Here is a 23,016-nt window from a genome sequence, read left to right on the forward strand (position 1 = left end):
ATGCAGATACCAGGGAATGCACAGGAACCTGTGAAGATACAGGAATCAGATAAAATGAAGAAGTCAGATAAGATGCAGGAGCAGAAAAAGAAATCAACAACTTTAAATAGAATTGGAAAAGTCGATAAAAAGATTCGTATCCGCATGTGGGCAGCAGGCATATTTTTCGTCTGTCTGGTACTGGTGGTACTTTTGCAGAAATTTTCACTGGGACAGAATTATTTTGTGGTAACCGTAAATAATAAAGTGGTAGGCTGTGTCAGCAGCAAGACAGATGTGGAAAAGGCAGTACACGAAAGCCGGCGGCAAATGGCAAAAGAGAGTGAAGGATATCTGATGCAGGAGATTTCTTATGAGACAACAGAAAGCCATAAGCCATTTCAGAAGCTGTTAAGTGAAACTGTATTAAAAGAAAAGATTACAAAGGAGCTTAAGAAAGAAAATTCCGGAGAAATCTTTGCATATACGGTAAGTGCCGGTGAAAACCAGCTTTCTTTTGCAACTTTAGATGAAGTAGAAACGTTTTTAGGACGTTTGAAGGAAGAACAGGATACGGACAATCGGTTTGAGGTAGCGTTCAAAAAGGAAACAGATCATCAGGAGGGAATGCTTCTTGCAAACTTAAAAGAAACAGGTGATTCAGAAAAAACAGAAGATTCTGCGGATGCCGGTATTGTGCAGCAGCTTGGGACCTATCTTTCCGATGCACAGGAGAATCCCGGGGAAAATAATTATGAAACCGGAATTCTTTCGATGGAATTTGCACAGGATGTGGAAGTGTTCACCAATCTGGTAGCAGCGGACACTCTGACGGATATAGATGCCGCGGTGGAAGAAGTAACAAAAGAGAAAGAAACGAATAAAATATATGAGATACAGCCGGGAGACTGTCTGTCGGTTATTGCACAGGAGCATGATACATCAGTGGCAGCAATTATAGCACTCAATGGATTGTCCGGGGAAGATGCAGTAATCAGTGCCGGTGAAGAACTGATTCTGTCGGTGCCTCAGCCGGACATCAGCTTACGAATCAGCGAAGGCGTAGTATATGAAGAGGATTATACCGCAGAGCCGGAGCTTGTACCGAATGATTCCTGGTATACGACCGACGAAGTGGTGCTTGCAGAAGGAACTACCGGACATCGCGAGGTTAATATGGTGGTGACAACAGAGAATGGAATTGAGACGGAGCGGAGTATGATCCACCAGACCATACTGACAGAGTCAACGCCGGCAGTTATTGAGCGTGGAACCAAGATACCGCCAACTTACATTAAACCGCTGATTGGCGGAAGAGTTTCTTCCGGTTTTGGAAGAAGATGGGGCAGAATGCATAAAGGAATTGACTGGGCATGTCCGACCGGAACCAAGGTATTTGCATCCAGCAATGGTGTAGTAGTCAGTGCCGGCTATGTTTCCGGATATGGCAACTGCGTCTTAATCAGCCATCCGGATGGAAGAATGACACGTTATGCACATAACAGTAAATTACTGGTAAAAGCAGGGCAGAGCGTATCACAGGGTGAAGTGATTGCATTAAGCGGAAGTACGGGACGTTCTACAGGTCCGCATGTGCATTTTGAGATATTAATTAATGGTTCCCAGGTAAATCCGGTGAACTATCTGAATTAATTTCGATTTACAAGTCAGTGAATATATAATATAATAATACTATTGTAGATAATTCTTTTGAGGTACGAGAAATACTTGACAAAAGAGGAAATAAGTTACTATAATATTTTGTTTGCAATTTTGTAGGGAATCTAAGCATAGAGGTGCGAGATGGAACAGTATGTGATTAAAGGTGGAAATCCTTTGGTTGGCGAAGTTGAGATTGGTGGAGCTAAGAATGCTGCACTGGGAATTCTTGCGGCAGCAATTATGACGGATGAGACCGTAATAATAGATAATTTACCAAACGTTCGTGATATTAATGTGTTATTAAGTGCCATGGAGGGAATTGGTGCTAAGATAGAGCGTCTTGGAGAACATAAGGTAAAGATTAATGGTTCACTGATTCATGATTTGAGCGTGGACTATGAATATATTAATAAAATCAGAGCTTCTTACTATCTGTTAGGAGCATTACTTGGCAAATATAAGAAAGCAGAAGTGGCTTTTCCGGGTGGCTGCGCAATCGGAACCCGTCCGATTGACCTTCATCTGAAAGGTTTCCGTGCGTTAGGAGCCGATGTTGATATTCAGCATGGGTTAATTTCTGCTACTGCAGAGCATCTGGTGGGAAACCATATTTATTTAGATAAAGTTTCTGTAGGAGCAACCATCAACATTATGATGGCGGCATCCATGGCAGAGGGAAAGACTATTATTGAAAATGCAGCTAAGGAGCCACATGTCGTAGATGTAGCAAACTTCTTAAACAGCATGGGAGCAAATATCCGTGGTGCAGGAACAGATGTCATCCGTATTGTGGGTGTAGAGAAGCTTCATAAAACAGAATATTCTATTATTCCGGATCAGATTGAAGCAGGAACTTTTATGTTTGCAGCGGCTGCAACCAAAGGTGATGTAACTGTTAAAAATGTTATTCCCAAGCATTTAGAGGCAACCACAGCAAAATTAATTGAAATTGGTTGTGAAGTGGAAGAATTTGATGATGCAGTACGTGTGGTATCCAGCAAGCCATTGCATCATACCCAGGTAACTACTTTGCCGTATCCTGGTTTTCCAACAGATATGCAGCCACAGATGTCGGTACTTTTAGCATTAGCAGAAGGAACAAGTACCGTAACAGAAAGTATTTTTGAAAACCGTTTCAAATATGTAGATGAACTGACCCGTATGGGTGCACAGGTGAAAGTAGAGAGCAATATTGCAATTATTACCGGTGTTGAAAAATACACAGGTGCAAGAGTCAGTGCTCCGGATTTAAGAGCAGGTGCAGCCCTTGTAATTGCAGGTCTTGCAGCAGAAGGCATCACCATTGTAGATGATATTTATTATATTGAACGTGGATATGAACATTTTGAAGAGAAATTAGCTTCCCTTGGTGCAATGATTGAAAAAGTAAGCTCTGAGAAAGAAATCCAGAAATTCACATTGAAAGTATCATAAGATAAGAGCATCACAATATAGAAAGTTTTGAATATAAATACTAATATGAATATTGCAATGAGACAGAAGTGTTAAAAAGCGTTATCATAACCAAAAAAAGATATCTGGTAAATATGCTGCAAATGAGGCATAGTTATCAGATATCTTTTATACTTTACAGGAAATTGCTTTCCTGTAAAGTATAAAACGCTCCGCGAGGATGCGCACTGCGGCGTATAAGGCAGATGTCGCAAGCGACCGCCGCAGGCGCTAGAATGTGCCAAGGCACATTCTTTTTATATGATTGCTTTGATATATAAAGGACTTTTCTCAAGGTCGATACAGGCTCCATCATCTAACTGAACCAGTGGCTTGGAAAGACGACGATGATTCAATAAAACAATGCGGGCGGAAGTACCATCACTTAACATAACCCGATTGTTCTGGTATGCATTGGCAATATTCTCTAAGAAGGTCAGAATATACTTTGGCTTATATTTCTGCAGACCATCTTTTTCAAATTCGGCGATTACCTCAAACGGACAAAGGGGAGCACGATAGGAGCGTGCTGCTGTCATGGCATCGTAAACATCGGCAATCGCAATGATGAGTGCATAGTCATCGATTTCTTCCATGGTAAGCCCCATTGGATAACCGGAACCATCGCAACGTTCATGGTGCATGAGAGCTGCCTTTTTAATATGGGAATTTAATGGCTGGGATTTTAAAATATCATAGCCATATTTCGGATGATTACGAATCATCTGGAATTCTTCATCTGTTAATTTTCCGTCTTTATTTAAGACCTCATCCGGAATTTTTGTCTTACCGATGTCATGAAGCAGACCGGCAAGGGTGAGAGTGTCTAATTCTTCATTGGAAAAATGCAGCCATTTTCCGATAATACGGGAGATGATGGCAACATTCAGACTGTGTGCATAGGTGCTGTCGTTGACCTGACGCATATTATGTAACATATCAAAGACATCCAGAGTGGTCTGCTTTGGACTTACTAAAGAAATGGTCTTTGATAAAAGCTCTTCTTTGTTTACGGTTCCTCCATCGGAAAGGTAAGCATCAAAACAGTTCTTTAAATCCTGGGAACGCAGGGTGAAATCCACCTGAAAACGCTGGAATTCCGGAGAACTTTTGAGCTTCTGTGAGTAAGAAGCATCAGAAACCGGACTTGGTGCAGAAACAGGGCTTTTGGCAGGAAAATATGCCGGATCCTTTGGCGTTTCCATTGGAGCAGCGGTCTGTTTATTTTCTGTAATCTGCACACTGGCGATGCCATAAAATTCCAGTCTGGAAATCAGGGTACGCGTAAGTTCTACATTCGGATTAATAATAAGCTGTCCACGCTTGGTGCGGACAGGAATTGCTGTAACCATACCTGGTAACAAATCTTTTGTCTGATATTCTTTCATGCATGTGGTCCTCGTTCTGGATGGATTTTATAATTATGATAGAACAAATCACAATTATATTCCTATTTAAGTATATTCTTTTTGCCAAAAATGTCAATCTTAACAGTAAAAACCGTTAAAATTTGTCAAAAGGATACAAAAAGTAATAAGGAATGTTTTCTCTGTTGATGAGAAAATATGGTGCTTGACATTTCGATATAATAGGTGTATTCTCTCCCATAGAGATTTGAAAATTCAATATTGTAATTTCTCTTATTCAGAGTGATGGAGATACATAGGATCAATGAAGTCACGGCAACCCCACAGCATAAGGAAGGTGCCAACCTGAGCGAGCAAGTCGAACAATAAGAGGATTTGATTATCTTTACCGTTATCGGGTCCGCTTATGATGTAAGCGGTTTTTTTTATTTTATGTGAGCAGCGAAAAAAGGTCTGGAAGAAAGAGGAGCCAAGCGCACCCACCAGATACTTAATAAGGGAATCAACAAAACGAGAGGAGAAAACGATGGAAAAAAGATTATTCACATCAGAGTCCGTAACAGAAGGACATCCAGACAAAATGTGTGATGCGATTTCAGATGCAATTCTTGACGCATGTATGGCAGAGGATCCAATGAGCCGTGTTGCCTGTGAGACAGCAAGCTGTACCGGATTTGTACTTGTAACAGGAGAGATTACTACAAAGGCAAAATTAGACATTCCTGCAATTGTAAGAAATACTGTAAATGAAATCGGTTATGACCATGCAGAAACCGGATTTGACGGACATACCTGTGCTGTTATGGTAGCATTAGACCAGCAGTCACCGGATATTGCAATGGGTGTTGACAAGGCTTTGGAAGCAAAAGAAAATAAAATGACTGATGAGGAGATTGAAGCAATCGGTGCCGGAGATCAGGGTATGATGTTTGGTTATGCAACCAACGAGACACCGGAATATATGCCATATCCGATTTCTTTAGCCCACAAACTGGCATTACAGTTAACCAAAGTTCGTAAAGATGGTACTTTAAAATACTTAAGACCAGACGGAAAATCACAGGTTTCTGTAGAGTATGATGAGGCTGGAAAACCAAAGAGATTAGAGGCAGTTGTACTTTCTACACAGCATGACGAGGATGTAACCCAGGAACAGATTCATGAGGATATTAAGAAATATGTTTTTGACCCAGTCCTTCCAAAGGAATTAGTTGATGAGAATACTAAATTTTTCATCAACCCAACCGGACGTTTCGTAATCGGTGGGCCACACGGTGATGCAGGTCTTACCGGACGTAAAATTATCGTAGATACATACGGTGGATACGCCCGTCACGGCGGCGGAGCATTCTCCGGTAAGGATTGCACCAAGGTTGACCGTTCAGCAGCATATGCAGCACGTTACGTTGCTAAAAACTTAGTAGCAGCAGGTCTTGCAGAGCGTTGTGAGATTCAGTTATCTTATGCAATCGGTGTAGCACAGCCTACTTCTGTTATGGTTGATACTTTTGGTACCGGAAAAGTTTCTGATGAGAAATTAGTAGAAATTATCCGTGAGAACTTTGACCTTCGTCCGGCAGGAATTATCAAGATGCTTGATTTACGCAGACCGATTTATCGCCCGACAGCAGCATATGGTCACTTTGGAAGAACCGATGTTGCACTTCCATGGGAAGCGTTGGACAAAGTTGATGAATTAAAGAAACACTTATAATATTGGAATAGATTCCAGAATAGTATAAAGAAGAAAGACCTCTTTTCGGAAAAGATTTATTTCTTAAGGGAAATGATTGAAATGCCGGAAAGAGGTCTTTTGGCATTTTAATGAGAAAACCAGCAAAGAGTTTTGGGTGGTTGGAAAATAATTTATAAATTCTTTAGAATAATTCTCAGAATTTTCATGGGAAAAGAGACTGCATGTGGTATACTATGATTATGAAAAACTGGAGGCTTGAGAATGAAACTAAGGACAAAGCTGATTATATCATTTTGTATTATCATATTTGTGCCGGTGACATTGGCCGCGTTGGCAATGTGCGGATTCCGTTATTTTCAGTTAAGAGATATTGCCAACACCTATCAGGTGGAAGATGGAAATATTAGTTATCTGACCAATACGGTGCAGATGTGGAACCGGGTGACAAAGGACAGTTGTCAGAAGTTACTGGATACAGCGGAAAGCGACCCGGACAAATTCCTGGACATGAAATATTTAATGCAGGTTAATGAGACTCTGCAGGGGAAAAACTCCTACCTGATTGTCATGAGGGATAATGAAGAAGTCTATGTGGGAACGAATGATTTGAATACGGTTCCGGAAAATCTGCCGGATTACATGGATACCAAGACAGGGGGAGAGACCGGCTATTTCATTGACAGTGATAAACAGGAAATGATTAAGCGGATTGACTTTGATTTTTCGGATGGTTCGGAAGGAACGTTGTTTGTAATTACATCTATTAAATCACTTGTGCCGGAAATGAAGGAACTTCTGATAGATATTATTATTTCTGTGTTATTGATACTTTTGTTGACGGCAGGTATGCTTACCATATGGAATTACCGGAGCATCATTACTCCGATTAAGAAGTTAGAGATGGCAACCCAGAATATTAAAGAGGGCAACCTTGATTTTACTTTGGAAATAGACAGCAATGATGAAATTGGCGAGCTGTGCCAGAACTTCGAAGAGATGCGGCAGAGACTGAAAGATTCTGCAGAAGAGAAGCTGGCATCAGAGAAAGAAAACCGTGTTTTAATCAGTAATATTGCCCACGATTTAAAGACCCCGATTACTGCTGTGAAAGGTTATTCGGAAGGTCTGATGGATGGTGTGGCAGATACGCCGGAAAAAAGGGATAAATATATCAAGACCATTTATAATAAAGCCAATGAGATGGATTTACTATTAAATGAGCTGACACTTTATTCAAAGATTGATACTAATCGAATTCCATATAATTTTAGCAAGATAAATGTAATGGAATATTTCGATGACTGCGTAGAAGAAATCGGCCTGGATTTAGAGGCAAAAAATATTGGTTTATCGTATTTTAATTACGCCGGGGATGATGTGCAGATTATTGCAGACCCGGAGCAGTTAAAGCGTGTCATTCATAATATTATTAATAATTCCATCAAATATCTGGATAAGCCGAAGGGCTTTATCAATATTCGTGTAAAGGATGTGGGTGATTTTATCCAGGTAGAGATAGAAGATAATGGAAAAGGAATTGCAAAGAAAGACCTGCCATATATCTTTGACCGGTTCTTCCGGGCAGATACTTCAAGAAATTCTGCAACCGGCGGAAGTGGTATCGGTTTATCCATTGTCCGTAAAATTATTGAAGACCATGGCGGAAAGATATGGGCAACCAGTAAAGAAGAAACAGGTACAATCATGTATTTTGTACTGAGAAAATATCAGGAGGTTCCAAATGAGTAAAGTATTGATTATTGAAGATGAGGTTTCAATTGCAGAACTGGAGAAGGATTATTTAGAGTTAAGCGGTTTCGATGTCGAAATCGAAAGTGATGGAGCAAGGGGCTTAGAGAAAGCACTGGCATCTGATTTTGACATGTATATCTTAGACCTGATGCTTCCGGGCATGGACGGCTTCGAAATCTGCAAACGTATTCGTGAAGTAAAGAATACACCGATTCTTATGGTATCTGCCAAGAAGGACGATATTGACAAGATTCGCGGACTGGGACTAGGTGCAGATGATTATATCACAAAACCATTCTCCCCAAGCGAGCTGGTAGCAAGAGTAAAGGCACACCTTGCCCGTTATGAAAGACTGATTGGCAGCAATGTGCAGGAAAATGATATTATTGAGATTCGTGGAATCAAGATTGATAAGACAGCACGCCGCGTCTGGGTAAATGGCGAGGAAAAAGCATTTACCACAAAGGAATTTGATTTACTGGTATTCTTAGCACAGAATCCGAATCATGTATTTACCAAGGAAGAACTGTTTAAAGAAATCTGGGATATGGAATCCGTTGGTGATATCGCAACCGTAACGGTACATATCAAAAAGATTCGTGAGAAGATTGAAATGGATACCGCAAAGCCTCAGTATATCGAGACAATCTGGGGGGTAGGTTACCGCTTTAAATTATAGGAAAAACATATGTATAAGATTGCAGAACATATTTTATATGAGGATGACAAGCTGCTTGTTTGTGTAAAACCGGCAGGGATTGCAGTGCAGACGAAGCATATGGGCGAGCAGGATATGGAGAGCCTGCTTCGGAATTATCTTGCTGCAAAAGGAGAGACTCCCTTTATTGGAATCATCCATCGCTTAGACCAGCCGGTGGAAGGCGTAATGGTCTTTGGAAAGACCAAAGAAGCCACAGCAGAGCTGAACCGGCAGATGCAGAAAAACGGTTTTGGAAAATATTATCTGACAGTGGTATATGGAAAAGCAGAACCGAAAGAAGGACAGCTTATTGACTTTCTTAAGAAGGATGGCAGAAGTAATACTTCTTCTGTCGTAAAACAGGGAACCGCAGATGCAAAGCGGGCGGCGTTAACCTATCGGGTGCTGGAATGTAGTACGCTTGATGATAAAGATGATAGAGATGGCAGAGATGGTAAAGCTGCTTCAGGAGCGGGTACAGCGGATGGAACATCGGAAAAAACTGAAGCTGCGGAAGAAATCAGTCTTCTTGAAGTAAAATTAGAAACCGGGCGGCATCACCAGATCCGTGTGCAGATGTCGCATCATGGCTGGCCATTGGTGGGAGATAGAAAGTATGGAAGGAAGAATGAAAGTCTGCCGGGAATGAGGTCGATTCCACTGGCACTTTGTTCTTATCGGCTGGAATTTCTGCATCCCACAAGCAAAAAGAAGATGCAGTTTCAGATAACACCGGAAGGTCAGGCATTTCATTTATTTTCAGATTTATAATACATAAAAAAGTCCGGGATGCCACATACTGATGGTATGACTGGAAAAACAAGACAACTTATAAAAAAGATTATATATTTAGCAGGGATTACAGTTGCAGTATATTTGGGAATGCGTTTCGCACTGCCGATTGTAATTCCTTTTTTACTGGCAATCCTTATTGCAAGAACATTATGTAAACCAGTAGCTTTTCTGTCAGAGAAAACAAAGCTTCCCAAAGGAATTGTAAGTACGGCGGCAGTGCTGTTGCTGCTGGCAGTGATTTTTCTGCCGATGGGCTATCTTGTATACAAGGGAATCTGCGAACTTGCATCATTGATAACGAATTATCCGGAATTATTTGGAAAAGCAGATACACTCTGGTGCAGTTGCTGTGAGCGGGTTGCGGAAATCACCGGCATGAAAGCAGAGACAATGGTGCAGTGGGGAAAAAACTGCGCGGCATATGTCAGCAGTCAGGCAGAAACGAAGCTGATTCCGGCAATGATGAATGGCTCGCTGGCATCTTTGCGGGGACTGGCAGCATTCTTTGGCATCTGCATTGTAACTGTTGTGGCGGCAGTACTGATACTCTGTGATTATGATAATCTGGTGCAGCGTTGGAGAAAAAGCAGCTTTTATTCCTGGGGCGGACGGATATTTCAAAATATGTGTCATGCCGGTGGAACATATCTTAAGGCACAGCTTATTATATTGGCATTAATCAGTGGCGTATGTATAGCAGGTCTGTTCCTTACCGGAAATTCTTATGCCATTCTGGCGGGAGTACTGATTGGCATGAGTGATGCACTGCCTTTTATTGGAACAGGACTTGTCTTTATTCCATGGCTGATTATCGATTTATTTCGTGGAAAGTATTTTGCGGCAGTGATATATGGTATACTGTTTATATTGAGTACCTTTATCCGGGAATTTATGGAGCCAAGGCTTATGGGAAGAGGGCTGGGCGTGCATCCGCTGGCGGTTATTATCAGTATTTATGCAGGTCTGAAAATATATGGAACAGCCGGTGTTATTTTAGGTCCGCTTTCCGGATTTTTAATCTGGGAAATTTATCGCAGTATCTGTGGAAGAGAGGAAAAAGAGATAACATGAAAATTGTGTGCATTTATGGACAGAATCATAAGGGTTCCACCTATCATATTGCAAAAATCCCATGGGATTATCCCATGGGATTTTTAAAAGTTACGTAGTTATTTGTTGCTTCTTCTCCAGATATGCATTTTCTCTGCATCTGCGATTAATTCATCACGGAAGTCCGGATGTGCGACAGAGATAATTGCTTCACATTTCTGCCAGGTAGAAAGTCCCTTTAAGTTGACTTTACCATATTCTGTTACCAGATAGTGGATGTTGGCACGGGTATCAGTTACGATAGATCCTGGATCTAAGGTAGGAAGGATACGGGATTTTAACTGACCATCTCTGGTTGTAAAGGTAGAAGAACAGCAGATGAAGCTCTTACCACCATTAGAAAGGTACGCACCCAGAACGAAGTCTAACTGTCCGCCGGCACCACTGATGTGTTTGATTCCAGCAGACTCTGCATTTACCTGACCGAAGAGGTCTACATTTACTGCATTGTTAATGGAAATAAAGTTATCCAGTGCGGAAATGGAACGGATATCATTGGTATAGCTTACCGGAGCACTCATAAGTTCCGGGTTTTCATCTAAGTAGTCATACATTTTCTGAGTTCCTGCACCGAAACCATAGGTCTGACGGAAACGGTCGATGTTTTTCTTGGAACCGTTGATTTTTCCTGCTCTTGCAATATCAACGAATGCATCAACGTACATTTCGGTATGTACACCTAAATCTTTCAAATCAGATTCTGCAATCATGGAACCAACAGCATTTGGCATTCCACCGATACCAAGCTGGAGACATGCACCATTTGGAATCTCATCTACGATTAATTTTGCAACTGCCTGATCGATTTCAGTAGCAGCTCCGCCACCACCTAATTCACCGATAGCCGGATTCTCGCCTTCTACGATGAAATCAACATCGGAAATATGGATGCTGTTTTCAAATCCGCCTAAGCAGCGAGGCATATTTTTATTTACTTCAACGATAACTTTCTTGGAAGTCTCGCAAACTGCCATCATATGAGAAGCGTTTGGTCCAAAGTTGAAATATCCATGTTTGTCCATTGGGGCAACCTGGAACATTGCTACATCATCCGGAGTAGCGGAGTCACGATAGTATCTTGGAAGCTCGGAATAACGGATTGGAGCGTAGTAAGAAAAACCACGGTTGATATATTTACGCTCGATTCCGGACATATGCCAGGAGTTCCAGGTAAAGTGTTCGCCGGCATCTTCACGTTCGAAGACAGCTAACGGTTTTAACAGAATACCACCTCTTAAGTTGACATCCTTTAATTCATCCGTACGTTTTGCAAGGGCTTTATCCAGTGCATCCGGAGTTCCGGTACACCATCCATAATCTACCCAGTCACCGGATTTGATGACTTTGACAGCCTCATCTGCGGAGACTAATTTCTGTTTATATTCCTGTGTGTAATCCATGAAAAACCTCCTGTATATTTTGTCTGTTAAATTATTATCATAGTACCACTTCGTACATGATTATTCAAGTCGAAGGGACTAAGAATTATCGTCTGGGAGCTGCCATTGTCTGGCTGCATTTCTATATTCTTCCGCCTGGGCTGCATTCCCGGATTTTTCATAGCAGTCAGCCAGTCCGTTCAGCGGAATATTTCCACTGGTATGGACATCAAGAATGCTGGCAGTTTCAAAGGCTGCGTTGTAGTACCACACGGCTGCTTCATCATAATCTTCTGCGTCAAAAAAATAATTTCCCAATTCGCAGCAGATTTCTGCACAAGGGGTAGTAATCATATCCTTCAGTGCCAGCTTGAAAAATTCATTGACATTTCCGGTAATCCGGTAGCAGCGGCTTAAGATACAGCCGGCTTCCTTGCGGGCATCCCCAGAGGCGGTTTCATCCTTTAAGGTAGCAAGAAATACTTTTGCGGCGGCAATGAAATCTTCTTTCTCCCCGGTCATGAGGAGCTCTTTGGCATACATCCGGTGCAATTTTTCGGAAAGCCGTCCGTCCCGGTCAAATGCCAGTAAGAAGCCTTTGAAATCACGGCTGCTGTGCAGGGACTGCGGAAGATGCGTAATAGCAATATCACTGTCAAAGACAACCGGGTCTAAGCGCACCGTTTCGTGAATCGGGTCAATCCAGGTAAAGGTACGGAGTCTCCGGTAGAGCTTCGGACGGTATTCTTCTTTAAAGTTAAGCACCGTATTAAATTCATTTTTGGTCACATATTTCATCTGTACAATTTCGACCTCCGGAACCATGGCTTCTTTTAAAAGCCGGAACTGTTCCCGGTTCTCATCATCTAAGACTTCATCTGCATCTGCGGTATAAATGTATTCCATGGAAGCTTTGGAAAAAGCAAAATTTCTGGCATCTGCAAAGTCATCCTTCCAGATATAGTCATAGATTTTATCGGTATAGCGGGCAGCAATTTCCCTGGTGCGGTCGCAAGAGCCGGTATCCACGATAATGATTTCATCCATCAGACCGGCGAGTGAATCCAGACAGCGGGAGAGAACCTGCTCCTCGTTTTTTACAATCATGCAAAGGCTTATTGTTATCATCAAATCATCTCCTTTCGCAAGCACCTATACAAACATATTTATTATCGCATATTTCAGGGAAAAAGTATATCAGTAGGGACAGAATTTATTTGACAGAGCCGGCACTGGTGTCTATGATGAAATGAGACAAGAACGAGAAGAAAAGAGAAAGCTTGAGAAAAGGATGAAAGAAATGGAAACAAAAGAAAAATTCATGCAGAAAACCATAGTAGTCTGGCTGGGAGCGCTGGTGTGCTGCCTGTTGTGGGGCAGTGCATTTCCGTGTATTAAAATCGGCTATCAGATGATGTACATTGCATCGGATGAGGTGGCGTCCCAGATTCTGTATGCCGGCTATCGGTTTACGCTGGCGGGAATTTTAACAATACTATTGGGAAGTATCGGAAGCAGACAGTTTCTGCGTCCGACAAAGGGCTCTCTTGGAAAAGTTTTTAAATTAAGCAGTCTGCAGACTGTGGGACAGTACCTGCTTTTCTATATCGGACTGGCGCACACCTCCGGGGTAAAAGCATCCATCATCGAAGCGTTAAATGTATTCGTGGCAATTCTGGTAGCAAGTCTTTTATTCCATCAGGAAAAATTATCGGCGCGGAAAATAGCAGGCTGTATCATTGGATTTGCAGGCGTGGCACTGGTAAATATGGGAAGCAGCGGATTTGATTTTCATATGAGCGTGACCGGAGAAGGATTTATTTTCCTGTCAACGGTAGCGTATGCATTTTCTTCCGTGTTGTTAAAGCGGTATTCCAAATCCGAAAATCCTGTCATGCTGAGTGGATACCAGTTCCTGGTGGGTGGAATTATTATGGCATTGTGCGGCTTTGCAGCAGGTGGACGGGTGAGCGGATTTACGGCGTCATCCTTTGGACTGCTGTTTTACATGGCATGCATTTCTGCCGTCGCATACACGCTGTGGGGCATTTTATTAAAATACAATCCGATTTCCCGTGTAGCGGTATTTGGATTTATGAACCCGGTGTTTGGTGTGATTCTTTCTGCATGGCTTTTGGGAGAAAAAGAGCAGGCAGCAGGCATCAAAAGTGTGATTGCCCTGATACTGGTATGCATTGGTATATTTGTGGTAAATTATAAGAAAGAGGTTACGAAGGAGGACTAACATGAGTGCAGTTGTAACATTGAAAAAAGGCGAAGGAAGAATGGTAAAATCCGGTGGCATGTGGATTTTCGATAATGAAATAGAAAGTGTCATGGGAACATTTGAAAACGGAGATCTGGTGCTGGTACACGATTTTGACGGATATCCGATGGGCATTGGATTTATCAACCGCAATTCCAAAATCCGGGTGCGCCTTTTCAGCAGAAAAGAAGATACAGTTATTGATGAAGCATTTTTCCGGACACGATTGCAGCAGGCATGGGAATACCGGAAAAAGACGGTAGACACCTCATCCTGTCGCGTGGTATTTGGAGAGGCAGATTTCCTGCCGGGACTGGTTATCGATAAGTTTTCGGATGTGCTGGTAGTGCAGTCCTTAGCACTTGGCATCGACCGTTACAAAGAGCTTATTGTAAAGTGTTTAAAGGAAATTTTGGCAGAGGACGGCATTACAATCCGCGGCGTATATGAGCGGAGTGATGCAAAAGTCCGCAAGCAGGAAGGCATGGAGCTTAAGAAGGGCTTTATCGGAGAAACATTTGATACCAATGTGGAAATTGTAGAAAATGGTGTGCATTATATCGTAGATGTAAAGGATGGTCAGAAGACCGGATTTTTCTTAGATCAGAAATACAACCGTCTTGCCATTCAGAAATTATGTGAGGATGCAAGAGTGTTAGACTGCTTTACCCATACCGGCTCCTTTGCATTAAATGCTGGAATTGCCGGAGCAAAAGAAGTCACCGGAGTGGATGCTTCGGAACTTGCCATACATCAGGCAGAAGAAAATGCAGCATTGAACGGTCTTTCCGGCACGGTAAAATTCCTGTGCAGGGATGTCTTTGAACTGCTGCCGGAATTAGAGGAAGCAGGCGAAAAGTATGATGTGGTAATCTTAGACCCACCGGCATTTACCAAGTCCAGAAATTCTGTTAAAAATGCCATCAAAGGCTATCGCGAGATTAATCTTCGTGCCATGAAGCTTGTGAAAAATGGTGGATTTCTTGCAACCTGTTCCTGCTCCCATTTTATGACGTATGAGTTGTTTACCAAGACAATCGGACAGGCGGCTCACAGCGTCCACAAGCGTCTGCGTCAGGTGGAATTCCGCACCCAGGCACCGGATCATCCGATTCTCTGGGCGGCGGACGAATCCTATTATCTGAAGTTCTATGTGTTCCAGGTTGTGGATGAGATGTAAAATTTTTTGAAAGTGGCAGGTCCTAAGTGGATTGCCACTTTTTTGTGTGTAAAAACACATTGATTTGTACGGAAAAATGTAATATAATACATTAAAAGACACGATGATATTTTGAAGAAGGGAGAGAGCACACATATGAAGCGTAAAATAACTGCTAAATTATATGAATGGAAAAATATGAAAAAAGGCAGAATGCCGTTACTTATTTATGGTGCAAGACAAGTTGGAAAAACGTTTGAAATGCGTGAATTTGGAGCATTATATTATAAAAATACTGTCTATGTAAATTTTGAAACGGACGAAAGAATTGGGAAGTATTTTGATACAGATATTCATGCAGATTATATCATCGCCATATTAGAAAAATATTATCAGGTAAAGATTGTACCGGAAAATACGCTCATTATTTTTGACGAGATACAGATGTGTGAAAGAGCATTAACTTCTTTAAAATATTTTTCAGAAGAGACACCGGAATACCATGTAATAGCTGCCGGAAGTCTGCTGGGTGTAGCAGTCAACCGTGAAAAATATTCATTTCCGGTAGGAAAAGTTCAGATGGTTACCATGTACCCGATGGATTTGGAAGAGGTATTGTGGGCTAAGGGAAAGCAGATGCTTTCGGATACCATACGGGAACATTATGAAAATAATCAGCCGTTAGATGAGATATTGCACGAGGAAGCTTTGCAGGAATTTTATCATTATTGCATCGTGGGAGGAATGCCGGCAGCAGTAAAGGCAGACCTTGCAAAAGACAGTCCATTGGAGCAGACGGAAATTCGTCAGATGCTGTTAAATTCTTATATTGCAGACATGACAAAATATGCAAATCAGACGGACACCGTGCGTATTTTTGAAGCGTATGATTCCCTGCTGGCACAGTTGGCAAAAGATGCAAAAAAATTTCAATACAAGCTGATAAAATCAGGAGCACGGGCATCTCAATATGGAGATGCAATTGATTGGCTGATTCGGGCTGGAATTGTGAATAAATGCATGAAGTGCAGTCAGGGATTTTATCCGGTTGCGGCATATCAGGATGTAAGTGCATTCAAATTATATTACAGTGATATGGGTATTATGTCTGCAAGAATAGGAATGACGTTGGAAGCATTACAAAGCATGGAAACAGAGCATTTTCGTGGCATACTGACAGAAAACTATGTTGCAATTGCTTTGAAAACAAATGGTTATGATCTTCATTATTGGGAGTCTGATAATACGGCGGAAGTGGATTTCCTGATACAAAAAGAAAGTCACGTTATTCCGGTAGAGTGTAAGGCTGGTAACCATGTAAAAGCCAAAAGCATGATGGTTTATATGGAAAAATATAATCCTTCGTATGCAATCCGGATTTCAACAAGAAATTTTGGGATGGCAAAAGGAATAAAATCAGTTCCGCTATATAGTGTATTTTGCATCTAAAGTTTTAGTTGCCTTATCGTACAGCAACAGTAAGTTGCTTTTCCAAAACTGAATTTACCGGTATGATATGGATAAAGGAGGTAGCAACGATGGAGACAAAAAATATTATTCTGGAACTTCGTACACAAAGAGGAATGTCCCAGAATGAGCCGACGGAACATATACCTATAACGATATGGATGAATTAATCGACATATGCGTTAAAAACATGGTAAGCGATGATTTTACAGAGGAGCAGGCGCGCGCATATATGAAAGAAATGCTCCCAAAGTTAGATTATTGGAAAAAATATGATGAACTTAGCGACAATGGAGAGTTTGAGGAGTTTAAGCAACAGCTAATAAAGGAAATAAATGAACTTCACATAGACGGGCTTCCTAAGGTTGAAAAATTAAATGCACTGGTAGGAAAATGGCGAAAATCCGGAATTACTTCTTTACAAAAAGAGATGATTGCAGTTTGATTGCAAAAATTAAATAGTGTGAAGTGTTGAAGGAACGTCGGTACAGCCTGTATCGACGTTTTGTATATCCGTAAGAAACTGCCAGTGGCAGGCTCAGCAGATGTCATTATTTCGCATTTTATTTTAATTCATTTATGAAAATTTAGGTATGAAAATATTTCTGCAATAACCATAGAAAAAGGCTGCTAAATGCGTTAAACTAAAAAATAGTATAGTATTTGAAAAATAAGGAACGGTACAGGAAATGAGAAAGTCAGAAGAGAACAATAAATTTAGAAAAAAGGAAAATGCAAAAAAGCAGCATGGTTCGAAATCGGAACGTCCGGAAAAACACATCTGCCCACCGGGAGAATGTGATCTTGCAAAAAAATGTGGCGGCTGCCAGTATCAGGGAATGGATTATGAAAAGCAGCTCAACAAGAAACATCGGGAAGTAAAAGAACTTTTAGGCAGCTTTGGAAAAGTGGAGCCGGTTATCGGAATGCAGGAGCCATTTCATTATCGGAACAAGGTCAATGCTACATTTCAGCGGCTGAAAAATGGAACAGTGATTTCCGGAGCATATCAGAAGGGAACACATTCGGTGGTAAAGATTGATGAATGTCAGATTGAGGATAAGATTGCGGATGGCATCATTTATGATATTCGTGGAATGCTTCGCTCCTTTAAAATAAAAGTATATGACGAGGACAGCGGGTATGGATTGCTACGCCATGTTCTGGTAAGAAGAGGTTTCCGTACCGGCGAAGTTATGGTTGTTCTGGTGCTGGCATCACCAATTCTGCCGTCAAAAAATAATTTTGTAAAAGCACTTCGTGAAAAGCATCCGGAAGTTACAACGGTGGTGGTAAATGTGAACGACCGGCGCACCAGTGTTGTCTTAGGAGAGCGGAATATTACCATTTATGGAAAAGGATTTATCGAGGACGAGTTGTGTGGACTCCGTTTCCGCATTTCTCCATCCTCATTCTACCAGATAAATCCGGTGCAGACAGAAATCCTTTATGGCAAAGCTATCGAGTTTGCCGGATTGACCGGAAAAGAAAAGGTAATCGACGCGTATTGCGGCATTGGTACCATTGGCATGGCAGCAGCAGGAAAAGCCGGCTCTGTCATTGGTGTGGAAGTGAACCGTGATGCGGTGCGTGATGCAGTGACCAATGCGAAGCGCAATAACATGAAAAATATCACATTTTACAATGAGGACGCCGGAGAATTCATGGTCAAGATGGCAGCACAGGGTGAAACTGCCGATGTGGTATTCATGGATCCGCCTCGTGCCGGAAGTGATGAGGCATTCTTATCCTCACTGCTGCAGCTTTCTCCAAAGCGTGTGGTCTATATTTCCTGCAATCCAGTCACCCAGGCACGGGACCTGAAGTATCTTATAAGCCATGGCTACCGGGTGGAGCGGTGCCAGCCGGTGGATATGTTCCCGTGGACGTATCATATAGAAAATATTGTATTGCTGACAAGGATAACAACTAAAAAGTAATTAATTAGTTAAAAAAATTCATAAGAAGCTATTGCTAAATAGTAGATGTTAACTTGGAAATCTAATTTATTTTATATAGAAATATAACTACAAAATAGGATTGCTATTATAGATATTCCAAGGGAGTAGATTATGTAATGATTAATGGAGTGTTTATTAGGAGAGGAGCTGACTGATATGGCTAGGGGAAAGAGCTTGAAAATCTTTATGATGGATGGAGATGTTGCAGGAAGATGGATTTGTACTTTGGCAGGTAGAATTACAAAGGCATATCGAATACCAAGAGCCTTATATAAAAAATGCAGTTATATTAATGAATTGAAAAGACCCGCAGTTTACTTGCTGTTTGGGGATGAAGATGATAGTGGAAGGCCGGTGGTATATATTGGAGAAACAGAAGATGCATATACTCGTTTAAAGGATCATGAAGATAAGAAAGATTATTGGAGTGAAGCTATTGTTTTTGTGAGCCAGGATGATCATTTTAATAAGGCACATGTAAAATATCTTGAGGGGCGTTTATATGATATTGCAATTCAGGTGGATAGATATACTGTAATGAATACTCAGAAACCGACATCAGCAGCAATCGCAATTGATGAACAGGCTGAAATGGAAGATTTTATTGATAATATTACAGTGTTGACGTTTGGAATGGGGCACAAGGTTTTTGAACCGTTGATTAAGAAAGACATGGGTTCTGATGATTTGTCAAAGAAACAGGTTTTTTATATTAAAACAAAAAATGGCTCTGTTAATGCTAAAATGATTAGAACAGTAGAAGGATATGTAGTTCTTAAAGGAAGTAAAATAAGAGAAAGTGATACAAAGTCTACTCCATCATGGGCTAAGAAAAAACGAAAACAATTGATTTCTGAGGGGACGATTAAAAATGGTGTATTTCTGAGGAATGAATTATTTTCATCATCTTCAGGAGCATCTGATGTGGTAACAGGAAACAGTACCAGTGGAAAGAAAATGTGGAAAACAGAAACTGGAATTACACTTGGAGAAATAATAGAGCAAGAGGAACAGAATTAATAATGTTTATAAAAATACAGAATTGAGAGGAAAAAGTTATGAGAAAATGGGAAAAGAACTACTGGCTGGTAATTATTTTAATTTCAATAGCAGATATAGCAGGTGGAATTTTTGTTATGAAAAGAGGGCAATATGTACCAGAAAAGATTTGTAAAAGTTTGGCGGTAGTTGTACTGATAACGTTGCTTATCGCTATGCTAATGGTGGTAGTGTATTTTGTTATTGTTTCCTGCATTGGTATAAAACTAGTTTTACACAATATAAATGAGTGTAATGATCCATTATTTAAAACGATTGATAAATATAGGCTGTATTGGAAGGAGGAAAAGGGATATTATAGAAGACAACTTCAAATTATTAATTTATATTATAAAGAAGGAGGGGAAGTTGATAAATTAGTAAAAAATGAGGAAATAGAAAGATTATATGAGCGTTACGATTTTTTGAAAGAAAAAAGTGCATTTTTTGAATATATAGTAACATGTGCGTCCTCATTGATAATATCTGTGATTGCGTCATTTGTTTATAGTATGATAAGTGAGGAGAAAAACATTTTAGTAATACTGGGCGTAATAATACTGGTAATAATGTTGTTCGGTAGTGTTCTTTTTTTTCGCTATGCTGAAAGAGGTCAAACGGGTTCTTATAAATATATGCTTTATGAATATGAAAGTAAATTGTTGCAACAAAAAATAGAAAAATTGTCAAATAAATTAGTGTTTTCTCCTGAAAATGAAAAAATTATAAAAATGCAAAATATGGTATTAAAAGAACTTATTAAGATTAAAGATGGGGAAAAAGACAGAAAAAAGAAAAAAGTTGTTGAAAAAGATATTGTCGAAATTAGTAAGTTGGATTTAACTAATTATGATAATTACAATTGCTGGGAGCAACAAGTATATATTAATGGGAATAAGGCATATTTAGTATATAATAAAGAAAAAGAACCGAAAGATAATGATAAGGGAGAGGGAGATTTGATAAATAAGGAATATGTAATGCTTGTAAATATTTTAAATAAATATAAATTATTAGCATACCATGTTTAGTTTATAATAGCATTAAGAGTTTGCATTGACAATCACCCCGCCCTGCCGTATACTAACCCTAGATTTAATTTTGAAGGGAGAGTGTCCAATGAGAAAATAATTGACTTTTGAGAGCATGAAGATTTTAACTGCGGTAATCGTACCGCTATTTCGTGTTGCCAAAAGTGGATTATGTTCTCATGACCACTCTTTTTTGTTGCACTTAATTAGCATATTATAAGAAACTGCTGGTGACAGAACGTAACCACTATTTGGTGACAGATAGGAGGCTATATGTCACAGATTAGAGTAAATCATTTAACATTTGCATATGAGGGAAGCTTTGATAATATTTTCGAAAATGTTTCTTTCTCTATTGATACGGACTGGAAACTTGGATTTATCGGAAGAAATGGAAAAGGAAAATCCACGTTTTTAAATTTACTGATGGGAAAATATGAATATACCGGTTCTATTACTTCGAATGCCGTTTTTGATTATTTCCCATATGATATTTCAGAGGAAAAATGGGAATTTCCGGCGGCGGAATTTGTAGAAGAATTCAAGGCAAATCTTGAATTGTGGAGAGTTTATGCGGAGCTTTCGAAGCTGCAGGCAGATGCAGAAATCATGTATCGGCCATGGAAAACACTAAGCTTTGGAGAGCAGACCAAAGTTATGTTGGCAGTCCTGTTTTCGCAAGGAAATGATTTCCTGCTGATAGACGAACCCACCAATCATCTGGATGATGGGAGCCGGGAAATGGTAAAACAGTATCTTGCATCGAAAAAGGGCTTTATCCTTGTTTCCCATGACAGGGATTTACTGGATGCCTGCGTAGACCATGTGCTGGTGCTGAATCGCAGTACCATTGAGGTGCAGGCGGGCAACTTTTCCTCCTGGTGGGAAAATAAAGAGAAGAAAGACAATTTTGCAGTAGCGGAAAATGAAAAGCATAAAAAGGAAATAAGTAAGCTCAACGAAGCAGCAAAGAGAGTGCGCAACTGGTCGGAAAGGAGCGAGAACAGCAAAATCGGTTTTGACCCCATAAAGGAAAATGACCGGAGCATCAGCACCCGGGCATATATCGGTTCGAAAACCAAGAAAATGCAGGCAAGAGTAAAGCAGATGGAGCAGCGGATACAGACTGAGATTGCGGAAAAAGAGGGATTGCTGGTGGATTTAGAACAGCCCATTGATTTGAAACTGAATCCCCTGACACATCATAAAGAAGTACTGGTGTCGGCATATCAGTATGGTTTGCGGTATCAAGATGCCGATAAAATGCTGTTTGAAAACCAGACCTTTGAAATCAGAAACGGAGACCGTTTATTTATCAGTGGAAAAAATGGAAGCGGAAAGACCAGCCTGATAAAAGCAATTTTAGGAGAAAAAGAAAATTTTTTGGAACAGGGAGATTTAAGAATTGCGTCCGGAATAGAGATTTCTTATATCAATCAGGACACTTCGCATCTTAGAGGAACCGTGCACTCTTTTTGCATGGAGCACCAGTTAGAGGAAAGTCTGCTTTGCAGTATTTTGCGGCAGCTTGATATCGGACGGGAACAATTTGTCAAAAAGCTGGAAGAATATTCCGAAGGACAGAAGAAAAAGGTAGTGATTGCAGCCAGCCTTTTGAAACCGGCGCATTTGTATATCTGGGATGAACCGCTGAATTATATTGATGTTTTTTCAAGAATGCAGCTTGAAAATCTGATTCTTAAATATCAGCCAACTATGTTGGTGGTAGACCATGATGTGCGGTTTCGGGAGAAGATTGCAACGAAAACAGTCTGGTTGTAAAATGTAACTATAGTTTAGAAAAGAGGACCCACCATATGACCAAAGAAGAATGGTACCGGCAGCTTTTTGAACATTTATCAGCCTCTAAATTCAGAAGCAGCTTTCATTTAAAACAAAAAGATATTGCATATATAAAGGAAAAAGGACTGGATGTAATCCGGGAGCATGCCAGGGATTTTATTGCCAAAAGGGAGGCACCGGCAGTAATTCCAAACGATGGAAAGCAGACGCCCATGCGGGGACATCCGGTTTTTGTCGCCCAGCATGCAACGGCAACCTGCTGCCGGGAGTGTATTCGGAAGTGGCACAAGATACAGCCGGGGAAAGAACTGAGTCAGGTGCAGCAGGCTTATCTGGTGGATGTGATTATGACCTGGATAGAAAAAGAGTTGTCACATTATGATAGCCAAATGTGAAATT

The 23,016-nt window shown here is 40.7% G+C and carries 19 protein-coding genes and 1 riboswitch; of the genes, 16 read left to right on the forward strand and 3 right to left on the reverse strand.

The genetic code is table 11. The features are described 5' to 3' along the window. The gene (locus DWX96_RS00955; protein ID WP_242988678.1) at positions 1-1,632 is read left to right on the forward strand and encodes a M23 family metallopeptidase; all 1,632 of its coding nucleotides are present in this window, start codon (positions 1-3) and stop codon (positions 1,630-1,632) included. A gap of 150 nt (positions 1,633-1,782) precedes the next feature. Next, positions 1,783-3,075, forward strand: coding sequence for a UDP-N-acetylglucosamine 1-carboxyvinyltransferase (locus DWX96_RS00960; protein ID WP_117841358.1), 1,293 nt, complete (start codon positions 1,783-1,785; stop codon positions 3,073-3,075). Positions 3,076-3,350: 275 nt separating this feature from the next. Here the strand turns inward: DWX96_RS00960 and DWX96_RS00965 are convergent, their stop codons facing one another. Then, positions 3,351-4,481 (reverse strand): HD-GYP domain-containing protein, encoded by a 1,131-nt coding sequence (locus DWX96_RS00965; RefSeq protein ID WP_118056602.1) that lies wholly within the window; start codon positions 4,479-4,481, stop codon positions 3,351-3,353. Between the two features lie 249 nt (positions 4,482-4,730). Next, positions 4,731-4,832, forward strand: a riboswitch (SAM riboswitch). Between the two features lie 154 nt (positions 4,833-4,986). Between DWX96_RS00965 and metK the strand changes: the two genes are divergently transcribed. The 5 genes from metK (at position 4,987) to DWX96_RS00990 (ending at position 10,474) form a co-directional block, all read left to right on the forward strand. After that, the gene (gene metK / locus DWX96_RS00970) at positions 4,987-6,174 is read left to right on the forward strand and encodes a methionine adenosyltransferase (protein WP_022243616.1); all 1,188 of its coding nucleotides are present in this window, start codon (positions 4,987-4,989) and stop codon (positions 6,172-6,174) included. A 243-nt stretch (positions 6,175-6,417) separates the two neighbouring features. Next, positions 6,418-7,905 (forward strand): sensor histidine kinase, encoded by a 1,488-nt coding sequence (locus DWX96_RS00975; RefSeq protein WP_022243615.1) that lies wholly within the window; start codon positions 6,418-6,420, stop codon positions 7,903-7,905. Beyond that, the gene (locus DWX96_RS00980; protein WP_022243614.1) at positions 7,898-8,587 is read left to right on the forward strand and encodes a response regulator transcription factor; all 690 of its coding nucleotides are present in this window, start codon (positions 7,898-7,900) and stop codon (positions 8,585-8,587) included. The genes DWX96_RS00975 and DWX96_RS00980 overlap by 8 nt, the downstream gene beginning before the upstream one ends. Positions 8,588-8,596: 9 nt before the next feature. Then, positions 8,597-9,379: an RluA family pseudouridine synthase gene (locus DWX96_RS00985; RefSeq protein WP_118056601.1), complete on the forward strand. Its 783-nt coding sequence runs from the start codon at positions 8,597-8,599 to the stop codon at positions 9,377-9,379. Positions 9,380-9,397: 18 nt separating this feature from the next. After that, positions 9,398-10,474, forward strand: coding sequence for an AI-2E family transporter (locus DWX96_RS00990; RefSeq protein WP_118056600.1), 1,077 nt, complete (start codon positions 9,398-9,400; stop codon positions 10,472-10,474). Positions 10,475-10,572: 98 nt separating this feature from the next. Here the strand turns inward: DWX96_RS00990 and DWX96_RS00995 are convergent, their stop codons facing one another. Beyond that, positions 10,573-11,913 (reverse strand): butyryl-CoA:acetate CoA-transferase, encoded by a 1,341-nt coding sequence (locus DWX96_RS00995; protein WP_118056599.1) that lies wholly within the window; start codon positions 11,911-11,913, stop codon positions 10,573-10,575. A gap of 78 nt (positions 11,914-11,991) precedes the next feature. Then, positions 11,992-13,020, reverse strand: a complete 1,029-nt coding sequence (locus DWX96_RS01000; RefSeq protein ID WP_117946158.1) for a glycosyltransferase — start codon at positions 13,018-13,020, stop codon at positions 11,992-11,994. A 163-nt stretch (positions 13,021-13,183) separates the two neighbouring features. Here DWX96_RS01000 and DWX96_RS01005 point away from each other — a divergent pair, with 163 nt between their 5' ends. The 9 genes from DWX96_RS01005 (at position 13,184) to DWX96_RS01045 (ending at position 23,012) form a co-directional block, all read left to right on the forward strand. Beyond that, complete coding sequence (locus DWX96_RS01005; protein ID WP_118056598.1) at positions 13,184-14,137, forward strand: DMT family transporter; 954 nt, start codon at positions 13,184-13,186, stop codon at positions 14,135-14,137. 1 nt (position 14,138) lies between these two features. After that, on the forward strand, positions 14,139-15,338 hold the full coding sequence (locus DWX96_RS01010; RefSeq protein WP_118056597.1) for a class I SAM-dependent rRNA methyltransferase: 1,200 nt from the start codon (positions 14,139-14,141) through the stop codon (positions 15,336-15,338). A gap of 135 nt (positions 15,339-15,473) precedes the next feature. After that, positions 15,474-16,766, forward strand: a complete 1,293-nt coding sequence (locus DWX96_RS01015) for an ATP-binding protein (RefSeq protein ID WP_118056596.1) — start codon at positions 15,474-15,476, stop codon at positions 16,764-16,766. A 175-nt stretch (positions 16,767-16,941) separates the two neighbouring features. Continuing rightward, the gene (locus DWX96_RS01020) at positions 16,942-17,229 is read left to right on the forward strand and encodes a zinc ribbon domain-containing protein (protein WP_278336299.1); all 288 of its coding nucleotides are present in this window, start codon (positions 16,942-16,944) and stop codon (positions 17,227-17,229) included. Positions 17,230-17,473: 244 nt separating this feature from the next. After that, positions 17,474-18,724 (forward strand): 23S rRNA (uracil(1939)-C(5))-methyltransferase RlmD, encoded by a 1,251-nt coding sequence (rlmD, locus tag DWX96_RS01025; protein WP_118056595.1) that lies wholly within the window; start codon positions 17,474-17,476, stop codon positions 18,722-18,724. 195 nt (positions 18,725-18,919) lie between these two features. Further along, the gene (locus DWX96_RS01030; RefSeq protein ID WP_242988679.1) at positions 18,920-19,765 is read left to right on the forward strand and encodes a GIY-YIG nuclease family protein; all 846 of its coding nucleotides are present in this window, start codon (positions 18,920-18,922) and stop codon (positions 19,763-19,765) included. A gap of 38 nt (positions 19,766-19,803) precedes the next feature. Continuing rightward, on the forward strand, positions 19,804-20,814 hold the full coding sequence (locus tag DWX96_RS01035) for a hypothetical protein (protein WP_118056593.1): 1,011 nt from the start codon (positions 19,804-19,806) through the stop codon (positions 20,812-20,814). A gap of 273 nt (positions 20,815-21,087) precedes the next feature. Further along, entirely contained in the window at positions 21,088-22,596 is a 1,509-nt protein-coding gene (gene abc-f / locus DWX96_RS01040) for a ribosomal protection-like ABC-F family protein (RefSeq protein WP_117841348.1), read from the forward strand. 35 nt (positions 22,597-22,631) lie between these two features. Further along, positions 22,632-23,012: a DUF4186 domain-containing protein gene (locus tag DWX96_RS01045; RefSeq protein ID WP_118056592.1), complete on the forward strand. Its 381-nt coding sequence runs from the start codon at positions 22,632-22,634 to the stop codon at positions 23,010-23,012. The last annotated feature ends 4 nt before the right edge of the window (positions 23,013-23,016 follow it).

It is taken from the genome of Roseburia sp. AF22-2LB, from assembly GCF_003461125.1.
GTDB classification, from domain to species: Bacteria; Bacillota; Clostridia; order Lachnospirales; family Lachnospiraceae; genus Roseburia_C; species Roseburia_C amylophila.